A 19,471-nucleotide genomic window follows, 5' to 3' on the forward strand; every position below is an offset into this window, starting at 1 on the left:
ACATCCGGGGTTTATGGGCCACCATGGACAAATGCATGCGCAGCACGGGGTGACGATGCCTGCCGACTCACCGACCGGGCAACCGGACCGCTCCGAGCAGCGTTATTTCCCGGCCACGGCGTTCCGCACCCGGCGATCCACCCTGTCCGATGCCCAGCGCCAGACCTGGGACCGCCGCTGGCCCGAACTGGGCCTGTCGGTGGGCCCGGCCGAGGATCCCGACCGCCCCGGGCCGCCGCTGGACACCGACGCCTGGTTCGGCCGCAAGGCCCCGGTGGTGCTCGAAATCGGTTGTGGCAACGGCACTTCCACGCTCGCGATGGCGAAGCAGGAGCCCGGCGTGGATGTGATCGCGGTGGAGGTCTACCGGCGCGGCCTGGCGCAGCTGCTGTGCGCGATCGACCGCGACAACGTGACCAACATCCGGCTGATCCGCGGCAACGCCCTCGACGTGCTCCAGCGGCTCATCGCGCCGGCGTCGCTGACCGGGGTGCGGGTGTTCTTCCCCGATCCGTGGCCCAAGGCGCGGCACCACAAACGAAGGTTCCTGCAGCCGGGCACGGTTGGCCTGATCGCCGACCGGCTACTCCCTGGTGGTGTCCTGCACGTCGCGACGGACCACGCCGGCTACGCCGAGCACATCGCCGACGTCGGCGCGGGCGAGCCCCGGCTGCGCCCGGCCGACCCGGACAGCCCGCTGCCGATCTCGGTCGCCCGCCCGACCACCAAGTACGAGACGAAGGCTCAGGACGCGGGAAGTGCGGTCACCGAATTCATTTGGCTTAGACGGTGAACGGCTTCGACGAGATGAGTAGGCGATGAGGTATGAGCCTGACTGAAGCGACCGCCGCGGGCGCCGAACCCGTCGCGCCGCCGGCGGTGCTGTCCGGTGACGCGCTGGGCGGCTTCCCGCCCTCGGGCGGACGGGTGCTGCTGGTGTGGGACGCCCCCAACCTCGACATGGGGCTGGGCTCGATCCTGGGCCGGCGCCCCACCGCGCTGGAGCGCCCGCGGTTCGACGCCCTGGGGCGCTGGCCGCTGGCCCGCACCGCCGAGGTCAGCGCCGAACGCCCGGGCGTCGTCGTGGAACCGGAGGCCACCGTCTTCACCAACATCGCGCCGGGCAGCGCCGAGGTCGTCCGGCCCTGGGTGGATGCGCTGCGCAACGTCGGGTTCGCGGTGTTCGCCAAGCCCAAGATCGACGAGGACAGCGACGTCGACCGCGACATGCTGGCCCACATCGAGCTGCGGCGCACCGAAGGGCTGGCCGCGCTGGTGGTGGCGTCGGCCGACGGTCAGGCGTTCCGTCAACCGCTGGAGGAGATCGCCCGCAGCGGGGTCAGCGTCGCGGTGATCGGATTTCGCGAACATGCGAGTTGGGCGCTAGCGTCGGATACCTTGGACTTCGTTGATCTGGAGGACATCTCCGGTGTCTTCCGGGAGCCGTTGCCGCGGATCGGCCTAGATTCGCTGCCTGACCAGGGTGCGTGGTTGCAGCCGTTCCGGCCGCTGTCCGCGCTGTTGACCGCGCGTGTGTGACACTGGAAAACCGATGCGTGGGTCGCTGCAGACTAAGTCGATCCAGTAAGGAGCTTGCGTGTTCGCCTGGTGGGGTCGAACTGTGTACCGGTATCGGTACATCGTGATCGGGGTCACGGTAGCTCTGTGCCTGCTCGGCGGCGTTTTCGGCATCAGCCTGGGCAAGCACGTCACCCAGAGCGGCTTCTACGACGACGCCAGCCAGTCCGTCAAGGCGTCGGTGCTCGGCGACCAGACCTACGGCCGCGACCGGACCAGCCACGTGGTGGCCACCTTCACGACGCCCGACGGGAAAACCGTCGACGACGCGGGCTGGCGGGACAAGGTGGTCGCCGAGCTGAACAAGTTCAAGGCCGACCATCCCGACCAGGTCGTCGGGTGGGCCGGCTGGCTGGCGGCGCCGGACAGCACCAACCCGGTGATCAAGGGCATGGTCAGCGAGGACAAGAAGCACACCTTCGTGTCCATCCCGCTCAAGGGCGACGACGACGACACCATCCTGAACAACTACAAGGCCATCGCCCCGGATATGCAGAAGCTCAACGGCGGCGCCGTGCAGCTCGCCGGGCTGGAGCCGATCGCCAACGCGCTGACCGGGACCATCGCCACCGACCAGCGCCGCATGGAGGTCCTCGCGGTGCCGATGGTGGCGGTGGTGCTGTTCCTGGTGTTCGGCGGCGCGGTCGCCGCCGGCCTACCGGCCATCGTGGGCGGTCTGAGCATCGCCGGCTCGCTGGGCATCCTGCGGCTGGTCGCCGTGTTCGGCCCGGTGCACTACTTCGCCCAGCCGGTGGTGTCGCTGATCGGCCTGGGCATCGCGATCGACTACGGGCTTTTCGTGGTGAGCCGGTTCCGGGAGGAGATCGCCGAGGGCTACGACACCGAGGCCGCGGTGCGAAGAACCGTGATGACGGCCGGGCGCACGGTGACGTTCTCGGCCGTGCTGATCATCGCGTCGAGCGCCAGCCTGCTGGTGTTGCCGCAGGGCTTCGTGCACTCACTGACCTACGCCATCTTCGCCGCGGTGGGCCTGGCCGCGCTGCTGTCGATCACGTTCCTGCCGGCCTGCCTGGGCATCCTGGGCCGCCACGTCGACGCGCTGGGGGTGCGGACCGCGTTCCGGGTGCCGTTCCTGCGGAACTGGAAGTATTCGCGGGCCTACCTCAACTGGCTGGCCGACCGGCTGCAGAAGACCAAAACCCGCGAAGAGGTCGAGGCCGGCTTCTGGGGCAAGCTGGTCAACTGGGTGATGCGCAAGCCGCTGGCGTTCGCCATCCCGATCGCCGTGGGGATGATCCTGCTGGTCATCCCGCTGGGCAACCTCTCGTTCGGCGGCATGAGCGAGAAGTACCTGCCCCCCAACAATCCGGTGCGCCTGGCCCAGGAACACTTCGACAAGCAGTTCCCCGGCTACCGCACCGAGCAGCTGACCGTGGTGATCCAGAGCGACAACCACAGCAAGGTCACCGACCAGCAGGTGGCCGACATCCGCAACCGGATCTCGGGGATCGGCGGCTTCACCGACAAGACCTGGCAGGAGCGGCCCTGCCCGACCATCGCCGGGAACCCCTGCATCCCCGGCCCGAACGGCACCACGGTGCCCAAGGACGGCTCGGTGCGGGTGATCCAGAACGGCCTGGCCAACCGCAATGATGCCGCCAAGAAGATCGCCGAACTGCGGGCGGTGAACCCGCCGAAAGGCCTGAACCTGTATGTCGGCGGCACGCCGGCACTCGAGCAGGACAGCATTCACAGCCTGTTCGACAAGGCTCCGTTGATGCTGGTGCTGCTGCTGGGCGCCACGCTGCTGCTGATGTTCCTGGCGTTCGGGTCGGTGGTGCTGCCGATCAAGGCGGTGTTGATGAGCGCGCTCACGCTGGGATCGACCATGGGCATCCTGACGTGGATCTTCGTCGACGGTCACCTGTCGGGGGTGCTGAATTTCACCCCGACGCCGCTGATGGTGGTGGTGATCGCGCTGGTCGTCGCCGTCGGTTTCGGCCTGGCCACCGACTACGAGGTGTTCCTGGTCTCGCGGATGGTCGAGGCGCGCGAGCGCGGCATGTCGACGGCCGAGGCCATCCGGATCGGCACCGCGACCACCGGGCGGCTGATCACGGCCGCCGCCATGGTGCTGGCCGTGGTCGCCAGTTCGTTCGTGTTCTCCGATCTGGTGCTGATGAAGTACCTGGCCTTCGGTCTGATGGCGGCGCTGCTGCTGGACGCGACCGTGGTGCGGATGTTCCTGGTGCCCTCGGTGATGAAGCTGCTCGGCGACGACTGCTGGTGGGCCCCGCGCTGGGCCCGCCGGCTGCAGAACAAGATCGGGCTGGGCGAGATCGACCTGCCCGACGAGCGCAAGCGGCCCACCCTCAACGGCCGGCCCGCCCGTCCGCCGGTGGCGGCCAGCCTGGTCGCCACGGCGCCGCGCCCGCCGCACGACCCCACCCACCCCGCGGCGCCGGAGCCGTCGCGGCCGGCGCGCCCCGCTCCCGCGGAGCCGCGGCCCGCGCAGGAACCGGCCGCGAGCACCACCCGCATCCCGGCCCGGCCCAACCAGCCGACCGAGGCCCAGACGACCCGCTTCGCCGCACCGGGAGCGCCCGGCCGCCAGCGGCCGGCCGAACCGCGCCCGGCCCCCCCGCAGCGCCCGCCCACCCAGGCGGCGCCGCCGTCCGGGGATCAGACCCGCGCCATCCCGGTGCCCGGCAACCGGCCCGACGACGGCGACAGCGACGCGGACGCCGCCGAACCCACCACCGCCCTGCCGAAGATGCGCGCGGAAGGTTCGGGCGGCAGCGAGTCCGATGCGGCCGGCGACCAGGCGAACGCGCGCGGTCAGGGCGAGAACGGCGACCCGGCGCGGCAACGCCGCCGCGCCGGCGGCGGGCTGTCGGCCCAGGACCTGCTGCGCCGCGAGGGCCGGCTGTGAAGGCCTGAAAAACCCTCAGCCGGAACCGTTTTCGGGTTTGTCCGGCTCTGCCTGCAGGATGGTGTTCTGCTCGTCGGACTCTTCTTCCTGCTTGACGGCCTCCGCGGACGGGTTGGGCGCCAGCAGCACCTGGAAGGCGTTGTTGAGGAACGCGACCGTCGGGACGGCCAGCAGGGCGCCGACGATCCCGGCGAGCACGCCGCCGGTGGAGATGGCCAGCACCACCGCGAGCGGGTGAATCGACACCGCGCGGCCCATCACCAGCGGCTGCAGCAGATGCGCCTCGATCTGGTTCACCGCCACCAGCAGGCCCAACGTGATGAGCGCGTACACGATGCCCTTGGCCAGTAGCGCCACCACCACGGCCAGGAAGCCGGCGACGACCGCACCGACCAGCGGGATGAAGGCACCCAGGAAAACCAGCGACGCCAGCGGCAGCGCCAGCGGGATACCCATGATCGCCAGTCCGGCGCCGACCCCCGCCGCGTCGGTCAGCGCCACCAGAAAGGTGGCCCGCACGTAGCCGATCAGCGACCCGTAGCCGGCGCTGCCGGCCTCGTGCACCCGCTCGCGGGCGTGCGCCGGAACGATCTGCACCACGTACCGCCAGATATTGCGCCCGCCGTAGAGGAAGAAGATCAGCGTGAACAGCACCAGCACCGCCGCGGTGACCAGCTCGGTGACGGTGGCCGCGGTGGACAGTGCGCCGCTGGTCAGCTTGGCCTGGTTGTTGTGCAGCGCCTCGATGGCGGCGTTGCCCGCGCTGTCGATCTGCTCGCTGCGCAGATGCGCCGGCCCGTTGATCAGCCAGCGGCGCGTCGACTCGATGCTCTGGGTCACCTGCTCGGTCAGGCCGGGCAGCCCGTCGATGAACTGCAGCACGACGAAGGCCAGGATGCCGCCGAGGATCGCGAAGCCGCCCAACAACACCAGTGCCACCGCGCCACCACGGGGCAGGCCGTGCCGGTCCAGCCAGTCCACCACCGGCACCAGCAGCGCGCTCAACAGCAGCGCGACCAGCACCGGGACGACGATCACCTCCAGCTTGGCCAGCACCCAGAACACCGCCAGCGCGGCGGCCAGGATGACGAGCAAACGCCACGCCCAGGCGGCGGTCTTGCGGACTATGGGTTCAACCGACGCGTCGTCGACGTTTGCTGACATTTCGCCAGCCTATCCGCAGCGACGCCGCGTCAAACCTGACCGCGGGCGTCTGCGCGTCGCTCGGGGCCGTCGCCGCCGGCACGATCCGGTCACGACCCCAAAACGTCCCTGACACACTCGGCGACGTGCAGCGATCCCCGCGCCACCTGCACCGTTACCCTAAGTCACGTGCCGCACGACGCACCCGCCCACAATCTCGACCTGCCGCGCGAGCAGACCTCGCGCGGCAGGTACTGGTGGGTTCGCTGGGTGATCCTCGGCGTGGTGGCCATCGTGCTTGCCGTCGAGGTCTCGCTGGGCTGGGACCAGCTGGCCAAGGCGTGGATGAGCATGTACGAGGCGAACTGGTGGTGGTTGCTGGCCTCGGTGGTGGCCGCGGCCGCGTCGATGCACAGCTTTGCTCAGATCCAGCGCACGCTGCTCAAATCGGCGGGGGTGCACGTCAAGCAGCTGCGCTCGGAGGCCGCCTTCTACGCCGCCAACTCGCTGAGCACCACGCTGCCCGGGGGGCCGGTGTTGTCGGCCACCTTCCTGTTCCGTCAGCAACGGCTGTGGGGCGCCTCGACCGTGGTGGCGTCCTGGCAGCTGGTGATGTCCGGTGTGCTGCAGGCGGTCGGGTTGGCTTTGCTGGGCCTGGGCGGCGCCTTCCTGCTGGGCGCCAAGAACAACCCGTTCTCGCTGCTGTTCACCCTGGGCGGCTTCGTCGCGCTGCTGCTGCTGGCGCAGGCCGTCGCGTCCCGGCCGGAGCTGATCGAGGGCATCGGCAGCCGGGTGCTGGCGTGGGTCAACTCGGTGCGCGGCCGGCCGGCCGAGACCGGTTTGGACAAGTGGCGCGAGACGCTGATGCAGCTGGAATCGGTGAGCCTGGGCCGGCGCGATCTCTCGGTGGCGTTCGGCTGGTCGATGTTCAACTGGATCGCCGACGTGGCCTGCCTGGGCTTCGCCGTCTACGCCGCCGGGGACCACGCCTCGGTGGCCGGGCTGACCGTGGCCTACGCGGCCGCCCGCGCGGTCGGCACCATACCGTTGATGCCGGGCGGGCTGCTGGTGGTCGAGGCGGTGCTGGTGCCGGGGCTGGTGTCCAGCGGGATGTCGCTGCCCAGCGCGATCTCGGCCATGCTGATCTACCGGCTGATCAGCTGGCTGCTCATCGCCGCGGTCGGCTGGGTGGTGTTCTTCTTCGTATTCCGCACCGAGAACATCGCCGACTCCGACGACGAGCCGATCACCGGCCCGCTGCCCGTGCTGCCTACACCGGGCGGCCCGCCGGACCCGACCGACACCGCCCTGCAGGGGCCGCTGCCGCCGGACCGGAGTCCGGCCGATCCGAATCCGGACAAAGACGTCTAGCGCCGCGCGTGGCCGCTCGCCGAGCGTGTGGCCTATGCAGCAAAAACGACCGGAAGCCCGACGTAAGGCCCACGGTCGACGGCCGTCACCCGACGGTGTTGCCGCGCGGCGGCCCCGACAGCGGGCCGGCCGGCTGCGGGACGGCGGGCGGGGTGCCCGCCGGACCTGCCGCGCCGCCCAGCGGGGAGGCGCCCGCCGGGTTGCCCGGCAGCGCCGGCAGCCCGCCGGCGGCGCCCTGCGCCTGCTGCACCATGCCCAGCGCCTGCGGGATCGAGATCGGCAGCTTGCACTGCAGCGACAGGCTGGTCAGCGGCTGCGCGATCGACGTCATGTCGCCGGCGACCTTGGGGTTGGCATCGAAGTAGGACTTCAGCCCGTTCACCGACTGCGGCCCGGCCTGCTGCTGCAGCATGCTGGTCATGGCCTGGTTGGTCTCGGGATGCGCGTCCAGGTAGTCGCCCATCGACTTGGACACCGAGCCGATCGTGCGGGCCACCTCGCTGGCCGCGCACGGGTCGTTGGCGCCGGTCGCGGGCGGCCCGGCCAGCACCGCGACGGCGGCGCCGGGCAGGGCGGCGGCGATCAGCCCGGCGAAAATTCTGCGGCGCCGTCCAGCGGAGGCTGACGTCATGGCTAACTCCTTACGGTTTGCGGCGGCCGCCGAAGATCGGCGCCCCGCAAACGGCTGCGATGAACGGCCCCGCTGATCGCCGGATCTGATCGCCGGCTTCCCCGCATTCCCCGGGGCTCGCCGGGCCAACCGACATCGTGCCATCGCCGAGATCACCGCTGCCAGCCGGAACTGCGGATGTGACCGAAATCCCGCCCGATCACCGGTTCACAACGTCTTCGCAGCGTCTTGGCAACAAGGCTGTCGCCGCAGCTCAGGAACCAGATAAGCCAAGATAATCCACAGCGTGCTGCGGTATCGTCGCGAGCACGTTACGCGAGAACCGGGGAGCGACGAAATCCAGCAGTTAATGATGCGCCTGAGCCGCAGCCTGCGTAAGTACCGCTGGTTGGTCTTCGCAGGCTGGTTGTTGGCGTTGGTTCCCGCGGTCTATTTGGCCCTGACCCAGTCCGGCAACCTCACCGGCGGCGGTTTCGACGTCGCCGGTTCGCAGTCGCTGGCGGTGCACGACCAGCTCGAGGATCTCTACCACGACCAGGGCGGGTCGTCCCTGGCGCTGGTCGCCGCCCCCCGCGCCGACGCCAGCTACCAGGACATGAACGACGCCGTCGCGCAGCTGCGCCGGATCGCCGCCGAAGTCCCGGGCACCACCGAGATCCCCAACCCCACCCAGCGGCCCCCGCAGCCGGACCGGCCGTACGTGCTGTCGGTGCGGCTGGATTCCCGCAACACCAGCGACGTGGCCAAGCAGCTGCGCACCAAGGTGGGCATCAAGGGCGACCAGCCCGGCCAGACCGCCAACGGGCGGGTGCGGCTCTACGTCATCGGGCAGGGCGCGCTGAGCGCGGCCGCGGCGGCCAACACCAAGCACGACATCGCCGCCGCCGAAAAGTGGAACCTGCCGGTCATCCTCATCGTGCTGCTCGCCGTGTTCGGGTCGCTGGCCGCGGCGGCCATCCCGCTGGCCCTGGGCATCTGCACGGTGGTGGTGACCATGGGGCTGGTCTATCTGCTGTCCGCGTACACCACCATGTCGGTGTTCGTCACCTCGACGGTGTCGATGTTCGGGATCGCGCTGGCCGTCGACTACTCGCTGTTCATCCTGATGCGCTTCCGCGAGGAACTGCGCAGCGGCCGTCAGCCCCGCGAGGCCGTCGACGCCGCGATGGCCACCTCCGGGCTGGCCGTGGTGTTGTCCGGGATGACCGTCATCGCCTCGCTGACCGGGATCTACGTGATCAACACCCCGGCGCTGAAGTCGATGGCCACCGGCGCGATCCTGGCCGTCGCGGTCGCGATGCTGACGTCGACCACGTTGACCCCGGCCGCGCTGGCCACGTTCGGGCGGGCCGCCGCCAAGCGGTCGGCCCTGCTGCACTGGTCGCGGCGCCCGGAAAGCACCCAGCCGAAGTTCTGGAACCGGTGGATCGGCTGGGTGATGCGGCGGCCGTGGATGTCGGCGCTGGCGGCGTCGCTGGTGCTGCTGGTGATGGCCGCGCCGGCCGCGTCGATGGTGCTGGGCAACAGCCTGCTGCGCCAGTTCGACTCGTCGCACGAGATCCGGGCCGGGGTGGGCGCGGCGGCCCAGGCGCTGGGCCCCGGTGCGCTGGGCCCGATCCGGGTGCTGATCAACTTCCCCGACGGCGGGGCCGCGTCCCCGGAACACAGCCACACCGTCGGGGCGGTCCGCCAGCGGATGGCCCAGGCGCCCAACATCGTCTCGGTGTCGCCGCCGCAGTTCGCCGAGGACAACGGCAGCGCGTTGCTGTCGGCCGTGCTGTCGGTGGACCCCGAGGACATGAAGGCGCGCGAAACCGTGGGCTGGATGCGCGCCGAGCTGCCCAAGGTGTCCGAGGCGGGCACCGCGCGGGTCGACGTCGGCGGCCCGACCGCGCTGATCAAGGACTTCGACGACCGGGTCTCGGCGACCGAACCGCTGGTGCTCGGCTTCGTCGCGCTGATCGCGTTCGTGATGCTGCTGGTCTCCATCCACTCGGTGTTCCTGGCGCTCAAGGGCGTGCTGATGACGTTGCTGTCGGTCGCCGCCGCTTACGGCAGCCTGGTGATGGTGTTCCAGTGGGGGTGGCTGCGCGATCTCGGGTTCGCCCAGATCAGCTCGATCGACAGCACCGTTCCCCCGCTGGTGCTCGCGATGACCTTCGGGCTGTCGATGGACTACGAGATCTTCCTGCTGACCCGCATCCGGGAGCGCTTCCTGCATTCCGGCAACACCCGCGACGCGGTGGCCTACGGCGTCAGCACCAGCGCCCGCACCATCACCAGCGCGGCGCTGATCATGATCGCGGTGTTCGTCGGCTTCGCGTTCGCGGGCATGCCGCTGGTGGCCGAGATCGGGGTGGCCTGCGCGGTGGCCATCGCGGTGGACGCCACCGTGGTGCGCCTGGTGATGGTGCCGGCGTTGATGGCGATGTTCGCCCAGTGGAACTGGTGGCTGCCGCCGTGGCTGTCGCGGGTCCTGCCGTCGGTGGACTTCGACCGGCCGCTGCCGGAGGTCGACCTGGGCGACGTCGTGGTGATCCCCGACGACATCTCGGCGCTCACCGCGCCCAGCGCCGACCTGCGGATGGTGCTCAAGTCCGCCGCCAAGCTCAAGCACCTGGCGCCGGACGCCATCTGCGTCACCGATCCGCTGGCGTTCACCGGCTGCGGCCGCACCACGGCGGCCGGCGCGGACCCGGCCCGGGGCCTGGGGCCCGGGCAGATCCCGCACCAGGTGGCGCTGCGCGAGGAGAAGGTCGGCGTCGCGGCGGGCCCGGGCGAAAAGACCGGCAGCAACGGTCACACCAACGGTTCGGCGGGGGCCAAGAAGCCGGCCGCGCGCAATGGGCGCAACGGCATCGCCAAGGCCATCGCCGGGGCCGACCGGCCCGTGCACCCGGTGACGCTGTGGCGGGGACGGCTGTCGGTGGCGCTGGACGCGCTGCAGACGGACCCGGACAGCGGGGCCGACCGGCCGCGGTTTCGGCGGCGCAGCCCGGTGGAGACCACCAATGTGCAGCTGCCCACCGGCGACCGGTTGCTGGTCCCGACGGGCGCCGAGGCGCTGCGGCTGAAGGGCTATTTGCTCATGTGCCGTAACAGTCGCCGCGATTACGCCGACTTTGCAGACATGGTGGATGCGTTGGAACCCGAGACCGCCGCGGTGGTGCTGGCCGGAATGGACAGGTATTACTGTTGTGAATCATCCAGGCGGCAATGGATCGCCACCCAGTTGGTCCGCCGGCTCGCCGATCCCGATCCGTGCGATTACCCGGATGACCAGGGGCCGGACGCCGACGCACCCGCGGACTGGGAGCAGATCAGGCAGCGCTGCCTGGCCGTGGCCGTCGCGATGCTGGAGGAGGCGAGGTGACGTTGGCACCCGACCGACGCCCGGCTTCGCCGCCGCACCGGCCGGCCCCGGGGGACCAGCGCAACCGCGGCGGCGGGCCGTCCGCCCCGCTGCCGGACCTCGACCAGCCGGTGGAATTCTGGCCGACCGCCGCCATCCGTTCGGCTCTGCAGAGCGGTGACATCGCCACCTGGAAGCGCATCGCCGGCGCGTTGAAGCGCGACCCCTACGGCCGCACCGCGCGCCAGGTCGAAGAGGTGCTCGACGGCACCCGGCCCTACGGCATCGCCAAGGCGCTGTGGGAGGTACTCGAGCGTGCCCGCGCCCACCTGGAGGCCAACGAGCGCGCCGAGGTGGCTCGCCACGTGCGGCTGCTCATCGATCGGTCCGGCCTGGGCCAGCAGGAGTTCGCGTCCCGCATCGGGGTCAGCGCCGAGGAGCTGGGCAGCTACCTGGACGGCAGCACCAGCCCGACGGCCGCGCTGATGATCCGGATCCGCCGGCTGTCCGACCGGTTCGTCAAGGTGAAGTCCGCCCGCTCCGCCGAATCCAACTGAGCCTCATCCGATCGGTCATCTGATCGGCAGCACGTCGGCGACCAGCCAGTCGCCGCCCCGCTTGGTCAGCGTCACCCGCAGCGCCGGCGCGGCCTGGCTGGGCGGCTGCCCGGGCGCGTTCTGGGTCACCCGCAGGATCACCGCCACGCTGGCCGCCGCGGGGCCGAGGGCCTCGACGCCGGCCGACACCGTGGCCGCCTGCGCGGTGACGTTGTGCTGGGCCAGCTCGGCGCTGGACTTGGTGTACTGCTCCTTGAACGCCGCGGCGTGTTCGGGCACCACCATCGCCGCGGCCCGGTCGATGGCGCCGGTCGGTGCGGTCGGGCTGAACGAGGCCATCGACTCGGCCATGCCGGTGGCGATCGCGACGACCTTGTGGGAGTCGTCGGTGAAGTCACGGTCGGCCCTGGTCCAGTGCGTGTAGCCGGTCGCGACGGCCGCCGCCAGCGCGGCCGTGCACAGCAGCACCACCGCCAACCGCAGCCCCGGCGCGTCGTCGTCGGTGCCGAGGCTGACCGAATCGCGGCGCAGCAGCCAGAAATTGATCAGCACGCCCTCGACGATCAACAACACCAGCACCGAGCAGGCCGACACCCACCACAGCGGCCAGCCGAGCACCACGCCGATGGCCAGCAGGGCCGCAATCGCGGCCACCGGGGCCGCGATGTCGAAGGCGAACAACCGCCAGATGTTTCTCATCGCATCTCTCACCTGATCGAGGACAGCCCGGAGATCATCAGCTTGCCGTCCACGTCGGAGACGTCCAGGCGCAGGCTCCAGTGCACGGTCTGCGGCTTGGCGCCGACGTTTTCGCTCACCGAGGTGGCGACCAGCAGCACCGAGTCGGTGCGGGTGGCGAACGGCGGCAGCTTGGTGGTGACCGGCGGCCGCGCGGCGCCCGGCTGGGCGTCCAGGTCGTGGTGCACGGTTTCGATCGCCACCGCGTCCACCCGCCCGCTGCTCTTGGACTGCAGCTTCTCCACCACCGCCCGGTAGGGCTGCACCGCGGCGTCGAAGTCGGTGTTGAGCTCGCCGACCGTGCCGTCGTGCAGCCGCTGCAGGCTGGCGTCGACGTTGCCGCTGTTCATGTTGATCAGCACGTTCGCCCAGTCCGCGGCGGTCCGCATGACCCGGCTCAAATAGCTGCGCTCGGCGACCTGGTCGCGGTGGTCGGACCAGATCAGGGCGGCGAGCACCACCGCGGCCACGGACAGCACGCCGAGAACCGTTGAGGCGACGCCGTAATGGGAGAAGATTCGGCCGTCCGCGGCTTCGGGCGGTTCGTCGGCATCGGAATCTTGTTCGGCAGGTGGCTCGGTTCGCTCGCCGTCGGACATGGCCCGATCGTCGCACCCGGCAGAGATGGAAGGATGGCGGGGTGACGAATACGGCCATCCGCTCGGGGATCGACCTGAGCCATGTCGACGACAGCATCCGCCCGCAAGACGACCTGTTCGGTCACGTCAACGGCCGCTGGCTGGCCGAATACGAGATACCCGCCGACCGGGCCACCGACGGCGCCTTCCGGCAGCTCTACGACCGCGCCGAGGAGCAGGTGCGCGACCTGATCGTCGAGGCCAGCGAGCAGGGTGCGGCCGCCGGCGGTGACGACGCCCAACGCATCGGCGACCTGTACGCCAGCTTCCTGGACGAGGACACCGTGCAGCGCCGCGGCCTGCAGCCCCTGCTCGACGAGCTGGCGCTCATCGACGAGGCCGCCGACGCCGCCGCCCTGGCGGCGGTGATGGGTGCGCTGCAGCGCACCGGCGTCGGCGGCGGCGTCGCGCTGTATGTGGACACCGACGCCAAGAACTCGGCCCGTTACCTGGTGCACGTCACGCAGTCCGGCATCGGCCTGCCCGACGAGTCGTACTTCCGCGACGAGCAGCATGCCGAGGTGCTGGCCGCCTACCCCGGACACATCGCCCGGATGCTGCGCCTGGTATTCGGCGATTCGGCCGACGACCACGCCGAGACCGCGGCCCGCATCGTGGCCCTGGAGGCCAAACTGGCTGCCGCGCACTGGGATGTGGTCAAGCGTCGCGACGCCGACCTCACCTACAACCTGCGCACCTTCGCCGACCTGCGCACCGAGGGCAGCGGCTTCGACTGGGACGGCTGGCTGCAGGCGCTGGGCGCCACACCCGACGCGGTGGCCGAACTCGTTGTGCGTCAACCCGATTACCTGACCGCCTTCGCGGCGCTGTGGGAAAGCCTGGACCTCGACGAGTGGAAATGGTGGGCGCGGTGGCGAGTCATCCGGGCCCGCGCCGGCTGGCTGACCGACGAGCTGGTGGCAGCCGACTTCGACTTCTACGGTCGCCTGCTGACCGGTGCCGAGCAGATCCGCGACCGGTGGAAGCGGGCGGTCTCCCTGGTCGAGAGCCTGATGGGGGACGCCGTCGGAAAGCTCTATGTGGCACGGCATTTCCCGCCCGGAGCCAAGGCCCGCATCGACGAGCTGGTGAGCAACCTGCGGGCGGCCTACCGGATCAGCATCAGCGACCTGGACTGGATGACACCGCAGACCCGGCAGCGGGCGCTGGCCAAGCTGGACAAGTTCACCGCCAAGGTCGGCTACCCGGCCAAGTGGCGCGACTACTCCGCGCTGGTGATCGACCGGGGCGACCTGTACGGCAACTACCAGCGGGGCTACGCCGTCAACCACGACCGGGAGCTGGCCAAGCTCGGCGGGCCGGTGGACCGCGACGAATGGTTCATGACGCCGCAGACGGTCAACGCGTACTACAACCCGGGCATGAACGAGATCGTGTTCCCGGCGGCCATTTTGCAGCCGCCGTTCTTCGACGCCGAGGCCGACGACGCCGCCAACTACGGCGGCATCGGCGCGGTGATCGGCCACGAGATCGGCCACGGCTTCGACGACCAGGGCGCGAAATACGACGGCGACGGCAACCTGGTCGACTGGTGGACCGACGCCGACCGGACCGAATTCGCCTCCCGCACAAAGGCTCTCATCGAACAGTACGACGCCTACACGCCGCGCGGTCTGCCCAGCGGCTACCACGTGAACGGGGCGTTCACCGTCGGGGAGAACATCGGCGATCTGGGCGGCCTGTCGATCGCGCTGCTGGCCTACCAGTTGTCGCTGAACGGGCAGCCCGCCCCGGTGATCGACGGCCTGTCCGGGGTGCAGCGCGTGTTCTACGGTTGGGCGCAGGTGTGGCGAACCAAATCCCGTGAGGCCGAAGCGATCCGGCGACTCGCGGTGGACCCGCACTCACCGCCGGAGTTCCGCTGCAACGGCGTGATCCGCAACATGGACGCCTTCTACGACGCCTTCGACGGCGCCGACGAGGGCGCGCTGTTCCTGGAACCCGACCGGCGGGTCAAGATCTGGAACTGACGGGCAGCGGCCGCGCCTGGTGACGCCAACGAGTTAAATCGTTCGGTTCTCCGATTTGATCATCCACGCGAGCTTCTCCAGCGAGTCGATGATCTGATGAAGCAGGTCCGATGTAGTGGGATCTTCTGCGTCCACGGCGTCGTGCACCGATCGGATCGTGTCGACCGTCGCGTAAACACGCGTGGTGATCAGATCCACGACAGCCCTGGTGTCCTGCTCGCCGGCGGGGAACTGCGGCAGGCTGGTCGTCGCTGCGACGGTGTCGGACCGGCCATCCGGAGTGGCTGCCAAGGCGCGCAGCCGCTCGGCAATGTTGTCGCCGGCCTCGCGCGCCGCGTCGACGAGTTCATCCAGCTGCAAGTGCAGGTCGCGGAAGTTGATTCCCACGATGTTCCAGTGGGCTTGTTTAGCCTGCAGGTGCAGCTCGATGAGATCAACCAGCACTTGTTGCAGGTTGGCGGCAAACTGCGGGGACGCCGTGAAGACGCCGACCTCTGCTTCGGCTCGTCGGGCCGCCCGCCCATTCGCGAGAGGTGTCGTAGCTGCCACGGTTGATCTCCTAACTTGAACTGCAATTCCGGCAGAGTTGCGTAAACACCGTGTCCTCTGCGGTATTCAACGTCAGGAAAGACCCGGGCATAGAGGGCGAAAGGGTCATGTTTCCCACAGATAGAGACACCGCGTGCTCGCTAGTGCTCATGCTCCCGCCCGCTCGCTGCCATCGAGAGCCGCGATCTGTTCGAGGAAGGCTCGGGCCGCTGAGCCGGCGCTCGCGCTGACGGCGACAGCGAGGTTGCGGGTGGTCTTCGGGACAAGCCGCTTGACGGCTATCCCGGCTCGGGGTCTCGCTACCGCGGCGACCGGCACAATACTGACGCCCAGGCCTGCGGTCACGATCTCAAGCACCGCCATCAACCCATGGGCCTCGAAAGCGACATCGAATTCGACACCCACTTGATCGGCCACCGCCATAAAAACGTGTGCGCATCCTCCGGTGGAGCGAATGAATGGCTCCTTGGCCAGATCGGCGTAGTGAACCTCGCTGAACGCGGCCAAGCGATGTTCGGAGGGCAGTACCGCAACCATGTCCTGCGCGGCCAAGAATGCCGCACTCAATCCGGTTGCCGGAAGGGAGATTACGCCTGCGTCCGCGGCGCCCAGGTCGAGCCAGTCGCGGATTTCCGGCTCACCCCCTTCCAACACCCGGATTTCCACAGATGGATGCCGTTCGGAAAACTTCTGCAGCTGCGGAGCGATGAGCAACTCAGTCGTGTAGGGCAGGCTCGCAATGCGCAGCGTGCCTCTGAGCTTCGCGGCAGCCGACACCTCTGCGCGCATTTGGTCCAAGTGCCGCACCGCTGAACGGGCGTGCGCCAGTGCGCGCTTCCCGGGCGCGTTGAGCAGGATGCGATCCCGATGCCGAATCAGCAGCGGTGATCCCAATTCCCTTTCGAGGCCGGCGACGGCGCGGCTGACCGCTGGTTGCGACATGCCCAGCGAACGGCTCGCGGCGGTGAAGCCGCCCTGGTCGACAACCGCAAGGAAGGCTTTCAGCTGCAGCAGCGTCGCCATGACACACCTCGATTCCGGACCGCCGACCGCCGATACGGCCAGCAGCATAGCGCGCTTCGCATGCGGTCAAAGAGGCCTTCCGAGCAGGGTTGCCCGACAAGGGATCACGCGATCACATGCGATTACCTCTTGTCGACGAGAGGAGCCAGGGGATGAACCGTGCACGCCCGAGCAGGACCGGTCATCCGAGACGAACGAGATCGGCGCCTCGTTCGGCGATTGCGTAGACCGTTGCGGCGGTGTTGTTCGATGGGAGCGAGGGCATCACCGAAGCGTCTATTACGCGAAGGTTATCGATGCCGTGCAGACGTAATTGATTGTCCACGACCGACTCCGGCCCAGTACCCATCGCGCACGTGCCAACCGGGTGAAAGTAGGACGCGACGGACCGCTGAATGTACGAGCGCAGCGCCGCGTCGTCGACGGCGTCGTCGCCGGGTGCGAGTTCCTCGGCCCTCCATGGATCGAGCGCCTGCGACATCCCGATTTTGCGGCCGATCCGCAGGCCCTCGATCATGAGGCCCATGTCGCGATCGTCGCTGAGGTAGTTCGGGTCGATGGCGGGCGGCTCCTGGATGGTGGGGCCCGAAAGTCCGACGCGCCCGCGGCTGACTGGCTGCATGACGGAGACTCCCAGCACGTATCCATCGGCTCCGCCGAGGCCCGGAACGTCCGCGGAGTCGACGCCGAAGATCTGGATCTCCGGTGGTCCGCCGGTTGCGTGGCGCCGGATGAGCCCGAGCAGCTCCCCGTGGTTGTACCGGCCGGCCGGCACGGGACGCGCGGCGCGATAGACCAGCGGAACGATCGGATGATCCTGCAGGTTCGCACCGACCCCAGGCAACTCCAGGGCGACGTCGACCCGGAAGGACCGGAGATGGTTCGGCGGCCCGATTCCGGAAGCCAGCAGCAGATGCGGCGACCCGATTGCGCCCGCGCACAAGATGATCTCCCGGGCCGCCGCCGTCACCTGCCGGCCCTCGGCGGTGGTGTACTCGACGCCGGTGCAGCGACTCCCGCGGATGCGAAGCCGGTGAACCGTTGCGCCAGAGTGAAATTCAAGGTTGGGCCGATCAAGCGCCGGCAGCAGGTAGGCGTCTGCCGCGCTCTGCCGCTTCCCATCGACGATGTTGAGATCGGTGAAGCCGAAGCCCACCTCAAGGCCGCCGCTGATGTCTGCGGCTCGCGGGTAGCCCTGCTGTATTGCGGCGCAAAGACATGCGACCAGTACCGGGTTGGGGTGGGCTGCCGGAGCCACCGCCATCGGACCGTCCTGTCCGCGCAGGGACGGGTCCTTGCCGCACATCGATTCACTGCGCTTGAAGTAGGGGAGCAATTCGTCGAAACTCCACCCCGCCGCGCCGTTGTCACGCCAGCGTGAGTAGCTGTCGCGATGTCCCCGGGCGAACACCATCGCATTGATGGTCGACGATCCTCCGATGCCGCGACCTCGCGCAAAGGGAACGGCTCGGCCGATTGCCGTTTGCACTGTGGTCACGTCTCCCCAGCTAGCCTCGCCCTGCAGCAGAGTCGGCCAGGCCGGTGGCGTGATGCTCGCACGGGGAGGACGGGCGCTGCCAGTCTCCAGTAAAAGCACACGCAACGTGCTGTCTTCTGTCAGCCGGGCAGCGACCACGGACCCGGCGGTGCCCGCGCCGACAACGACGACGTCATGTAACTCGCGCTGTGACAATGCATTCCCCTCGAGGAGTAGATATGACGCCGCTCCCGTAGCAGCCGTTGGTGGAAGCCTCTGATCATCGGAAAAGTTGGGGCGGCGGGCTGATCACGGGGACGCCGCCCCCCGCCACATGCGTACGACACTAACGTGCATCCGGCAGCGGCCATAAGTGCTTCTGTGATATGGGGCTATGCGGTAAGCGCATCACACGGATCGGCGCAACGGCCGCACCGCATTTCGGTGCCGGGCTCGGCCCCACGCGGCGGTGCGGAGCTGGTGCGACCACAGCTGCTGCAGCGTCATCCGCGTGCCGCAGTCCGGAACCGGTCCCGGTAGGCCTTCGGTGAGAGACCGAGGTGTTCGGCGAACACCCGGCGCAGCGTCTCGGCGCTTCCGAAGCCGGCCAGTCGGGCGCTCTCGGCGACGCTGCGGCCAGCGTCGAGGGCGGCGCGGGCGGCGTCGATTCGAACCATCTCGACGTAGCGCGCCGGGGTGGTCCCCAATTCGGACTGAAACAACCTCGTCAGCTGACGTGTACTCAAAGACGCACGCGCCGAAAGGCTTTTCACGCTGTGGTCGGCTGCCGGGTCGGCCGAGATCGCCGCCGTGACCTTACGCAACGGAGACTGCGGCGGGGGTTCGGCCTCGACCAACGCCGAAAATTGCGACTGCCCGCCCGCGCGCTTGAGGTATACCACCAACCATCGGGCAACGGCGCGAACCAACTCAGTGCCGTAATCCATTTCGACCAACGCCAACGCCAGGTCGATGCCTGACGATATCCCGGCCGAGGTGAACACATCGCCGTCACAGACGAACAGCGCGTCCGGTTCGACGGTGATTTCCGGGAAGGCTCGGGCGAACAACCGCACGTCATGCCAGTGCGTGGTGGCACGCCTGCCGTCCAGCAGGCCGGCCTGCCCCAGGATGAACGAGCCCGTGCAAATCGAGGCGAGTCGCCTGGTGCGGTCCGCCACCGACTTGACCGCCTCGACGAGCTCGGGATCAATCGGCCGCCGGGGCAGGTTGTCGCTGCCGGCGACCAGAACGGTGTCGGCCGACTTGATCGACGACACCGCGTCCGTGACGCCCAGCCGGGTTCCGATCGAGGTGGTGACGTCGCGGCCGTCCACCGACGCGATCTTGAGCAGGTAGTCGGCGCCGAATCGGTTGGCCTCGGCGAAGACCTCACCCGCTCCCGCGACGTCGAGCATCGTCACATCGTCGAAGACGACGATCACCACGACGCGCGGGGTTGCACTGCTGTCGGCCACGAATCTCATTGTGTCGCTTTTTATGGGAAATCTGTCGGATCGGCCAGGCCCG

At 69.1% G+C, this 19,471-nt stretch carries 15 protein-coding genes; 7 read left to right on the top strand and 8 right to left on the bottom strand.

Annotated features, from left to right (window positions below):
* Window positions 1-13: 13 nt before the first annotated feature.
* Genes trmB through mmpL3 form a run of 3 tightly spaced genes read left to right on the top strand, consistent with a single transcriptional unit; the run spans window position 14 to window position 4,471 of the window.
* On the top strand, window positions 14-793 hold the full coding sequence (gene trmB / locus MAA44156_RS21885) for a tRNA (guanosine(46)-N7)-methyltransferase TrmB (protein ID WP_011726358.1): 780 nt from the start codon (window positions 14-16) through the stop codon (window positions 791-793).
* A gap of 32 nt (window positions 794-825) precedes the next feature.
* Window positions 826-1,539, top strand: coding sequence for an NYN domain-containing protein (locus MAA44156_RS21890; RefSeq protein ID WP_009979681.1), 714 nt, complete (start codon window positions 826-828; stop codon window positions 1,537-1,539).
* A 58-nt stretch (window positions 1,540-1,597) separates the two neighbouring features.
* Complete coding sequence (gene mmpL3, locus MAA44156_RS21895; RefSeq protein WP_033717441.1) at window positions 1,598-4,471, top strand: trehalose monomycolate exporter MmpL3; 2,874 nt, start codon at window positions 1,598-1,600, stop codon at window positions 4,469-4,471.
* A 15-nt stretch (window positions 4,472-4,486) separates the two neighbouring features.
* Here mmpL3 and MAA44156_RS21900 read toward each other — a convergent pair whose 3' ends face one another.
* On the bottom strand, window positions 4,487-5,635 hold the full coding sequence (locus MAA44156_RS21900; RefSeq protein ID WP_009979685.1) for an AI-2E family transporter: 1,149 nt from the start codon (window positions 5,633-5,635) through the stop codon (window positions 4,487-4,489).
* Window positions 5,636-5,803: 168 nt separating this feature from the next.
* Here MAA44156_RS21900 and MAA44156_RS21905 point away from each other — a divergent pair, with 168 nt between their 5' ends.
* Window positions 5,804-6,985: a lysylphosphatidylglycerol synthase transmembrane domain-containing protein gene (locus MAA44156_RS21905; protein WP_009979686.1), complete on the top strand. Its 1,182-nt coding sequence runs from the start codon at window positions 5,804-5,806 to the stop codon at window positions 6,983-6,985.
* 85 nt (window positions 6,986-7,070) lie between these two features.
* Here MAA44156_RS21905 and MAA44156_RS21910 read toward each other — a convergent pair whose 3' ends face one another.
* A complete protein-coding gene (locus tag MAA44156_RS21910) occupies window positions 7,071-7,616 on the bottom strand; it encodes a hemophore (protein ID WP_003874098.1) in 546 nt (181 codons plus the stop codon).
* Between the two features lie 349 nt (window positions 7,617-7,965).
* On the opposite strand from MAA44156_RS21910, the gene MAA44156_RS21915 reads away from it, so the two are divergent.
* Entirely contained in the window at window positions 7,966-10,989 is a 3,024-nt protein-coding gene (locus MAA44156_RS21915; RefSeq protein WP_009979690.1) for an MMPL family transporter, read from the top strand.
* A complete protein-coding gene (locus tag MAA44156_RS21920; RefSeq protein ID WP_009979691.1) occupies window positions 10,986-11,525 on the top strand; it encodes a helix-turn-helix domain-containing protein in 540 nt (179 codons plus the stop codon). Before MAA44156_RS21915 ends, MAA44156_RS21920 begins: the two co-directional genes overlap by 4 nt.
* A gap of 15 nt (window positions 11,526-11,540) precedes the next feature.
* On the opposite strand, the gene MAA44156_RS21925 is transcribed toward MAA44156_RS21920, so the two are convergent.
* Together MAA44156_RS21925 and MAA44156_RS21930 are read right to left on the bottom strand one after the other, a co-directional pair.
* Window positions 11,541-12,224: a hypothetical protein gene (locus MAA44156_RS21925; RefSeq protein WP_009979694.1), complete on the bottom strand. Its 684-nt coding sequence runs from the start codon at window positions 12,222-12,224 to the stop codon at window positions 11,541-11,543.
* Between the two features lie 8 nt (window positions 12,225-12,232).
* The gene (locus tag MAA44156_RS21930) at window positions 12,233-12,862 is read right to left on the bottom strand and encodes a hypothetical protein (protein ID WP_009979696.1); all 630 of its coding nucleotides are present in this window, start codon (window positions 12,860-12,862) and stop codon (window positions 12,233-12,235) included.
* Window positions 12,863-12,903: 41 nt separating this feature from the next.
* Here MAA44156_RS21930 and MAA44156_RS21935 point away from each other — a divergent pair, with 41 nt between their 5' ends.
* Window positions 12,904-14,892 carry a M13 family metallopeptidase gene (locus MAA44156_RS21935; RefSeq protein WP_009979697.1) on the top strand — a complete coding sequence of 663 codons (1,989 nt, stop codon included), beginning with the start codon at window positions 12,904-12,906 and terminating at the stop codon, window positions 14,890-14,892.
* A gap of 33 nt (window positions 14,893-14,925) precedes the next feature.
* On the opposite strand, the gene MAA44156_RS21940 is transcribed toward MAA44156_RS21935, so the two are convergent.
* From MAA44156_RS21940 to MAA44156_RS21955, 4 genes are all read right to left on the bottom strand, one after another.
* Complete coding sequence (locus MAA44156_RS21940; RefSeq protein ID WP_023879434.1) at window positions 14,926-15,441, bottom strand: Dps family protein; 516 nt, start codon at window positions 15,439-15,441, stop codon at window positions 14,926-14,928.
* Between the two features lie 147 nt (window positions 15,442-15,588).
* Entirely contained in the window at window positions 15,589-16,464 is an 876-nt protein-coding gene (locus MAA44156_RS21945; RefSeq protein ID WP_024637103.1) for a LysR family transcriptional regulator, read from the bottom strand.
* A gap of 181 nt (window positions 16,465-16,645) precedes the next feature.
* The gene (locus MAA44156_RS21950) at window positions 16,646-18,157 is read right to left on the bottom strand and encodes a GMC family oxidoreductase (protein ID WP_029248648.1); all 1,512 of its coding nucleotides are present in this window, start codon (window positions 18,155-18,157) and stop codon (window positions 16,646-16,648) included.
* 287 nt (window positions 18,158-18,444) lie between these two features.
* Window positions 18,445-19,428: a GlxA family transcriptional regulator gene (locus tag MAA44156_RS21955; protein ID WP_009979701.1), complete on the bottom strand. Its 984-nt coding sequence runs from the start codon at window positions 19,426-19,428 to the stop codon at window positions 18,445-18,447.
* Window positions 19,429-19,471 lie beyond the last annotated feature (43 nt).

This window comes from Mycobacterium avium subsp. avium (genome assembly GCF_009741445.1).
GTDB lineage: Bacteria > Actinomycetota > Actinomycetes > Mycobacteriales > Mycobacteriaceae > Mycobacterium > Mycobacterium avium.

Coding starts and splice junctions, on each gene's coding strand:
- trmB (WP_011726358.1), top strand. CDS start 14: ATGGGCCACCATGGACAAATGCATGCGCAGCACGGGGTGACGATGCCT.
- MAA44156_RS21890 (WP_009979681.1), top strand. CDS start 826: ATGAGCCTGACTGAAGCGACCGCCGCGGGCGCCGAACCCGTCGCGCCG.
- MAA44156_RS21900 (WP_009979685.1), bottom strand. CDS start 5,635: ATGTCAGCAAACGTCGACGACGCGTCGGTTGAACCCATAGTCCGCAAG.
- MAA44156_RS21910 (WP_003874098.1), bottom strand. CDS start 7,616: ATGACGTCAGCCTCCGCTGGACGGCGCCGCAGAATTTTCGCCGGGCTG.
- MAA44156_RS21915 (WP_009979690.1), top strand. CDS start 7,966: ATGATGCGCCTGAGCCGCAGCCTGCGTAAGTACCGCTGGTTGGTCTTC.
- MAA44156_RS21925 (WP_009979694.1), bottom strand. CDS start 12,224: ATGAGAAACATCTGGCGGTTGTTCGCCTTCGACATCGCGGCCCCGGTG.
- MAA44156_RS21930 (WP_009979696.1), bottom strand. CDS start 12,862: ATGTCCGACGGCGAGCGAACCGAGCCACCTGCCGAACAAGATTCCGAT.
- MAA44156_RS21945 (WP_024637103.1), bottom strand. CDS start 16,464: ATGGCGACGCTGCTGCAGCTGAAAGCCTTCCTTGCGGTTGTCGACCAG.
- MAA44156_RS21955 (WP_009979701.1), bottom strand. CDS start 19,428: ATGAGATTCGTGGCCGACAGCAGTGCAACCCCGCGCGTCGTGGTGATC.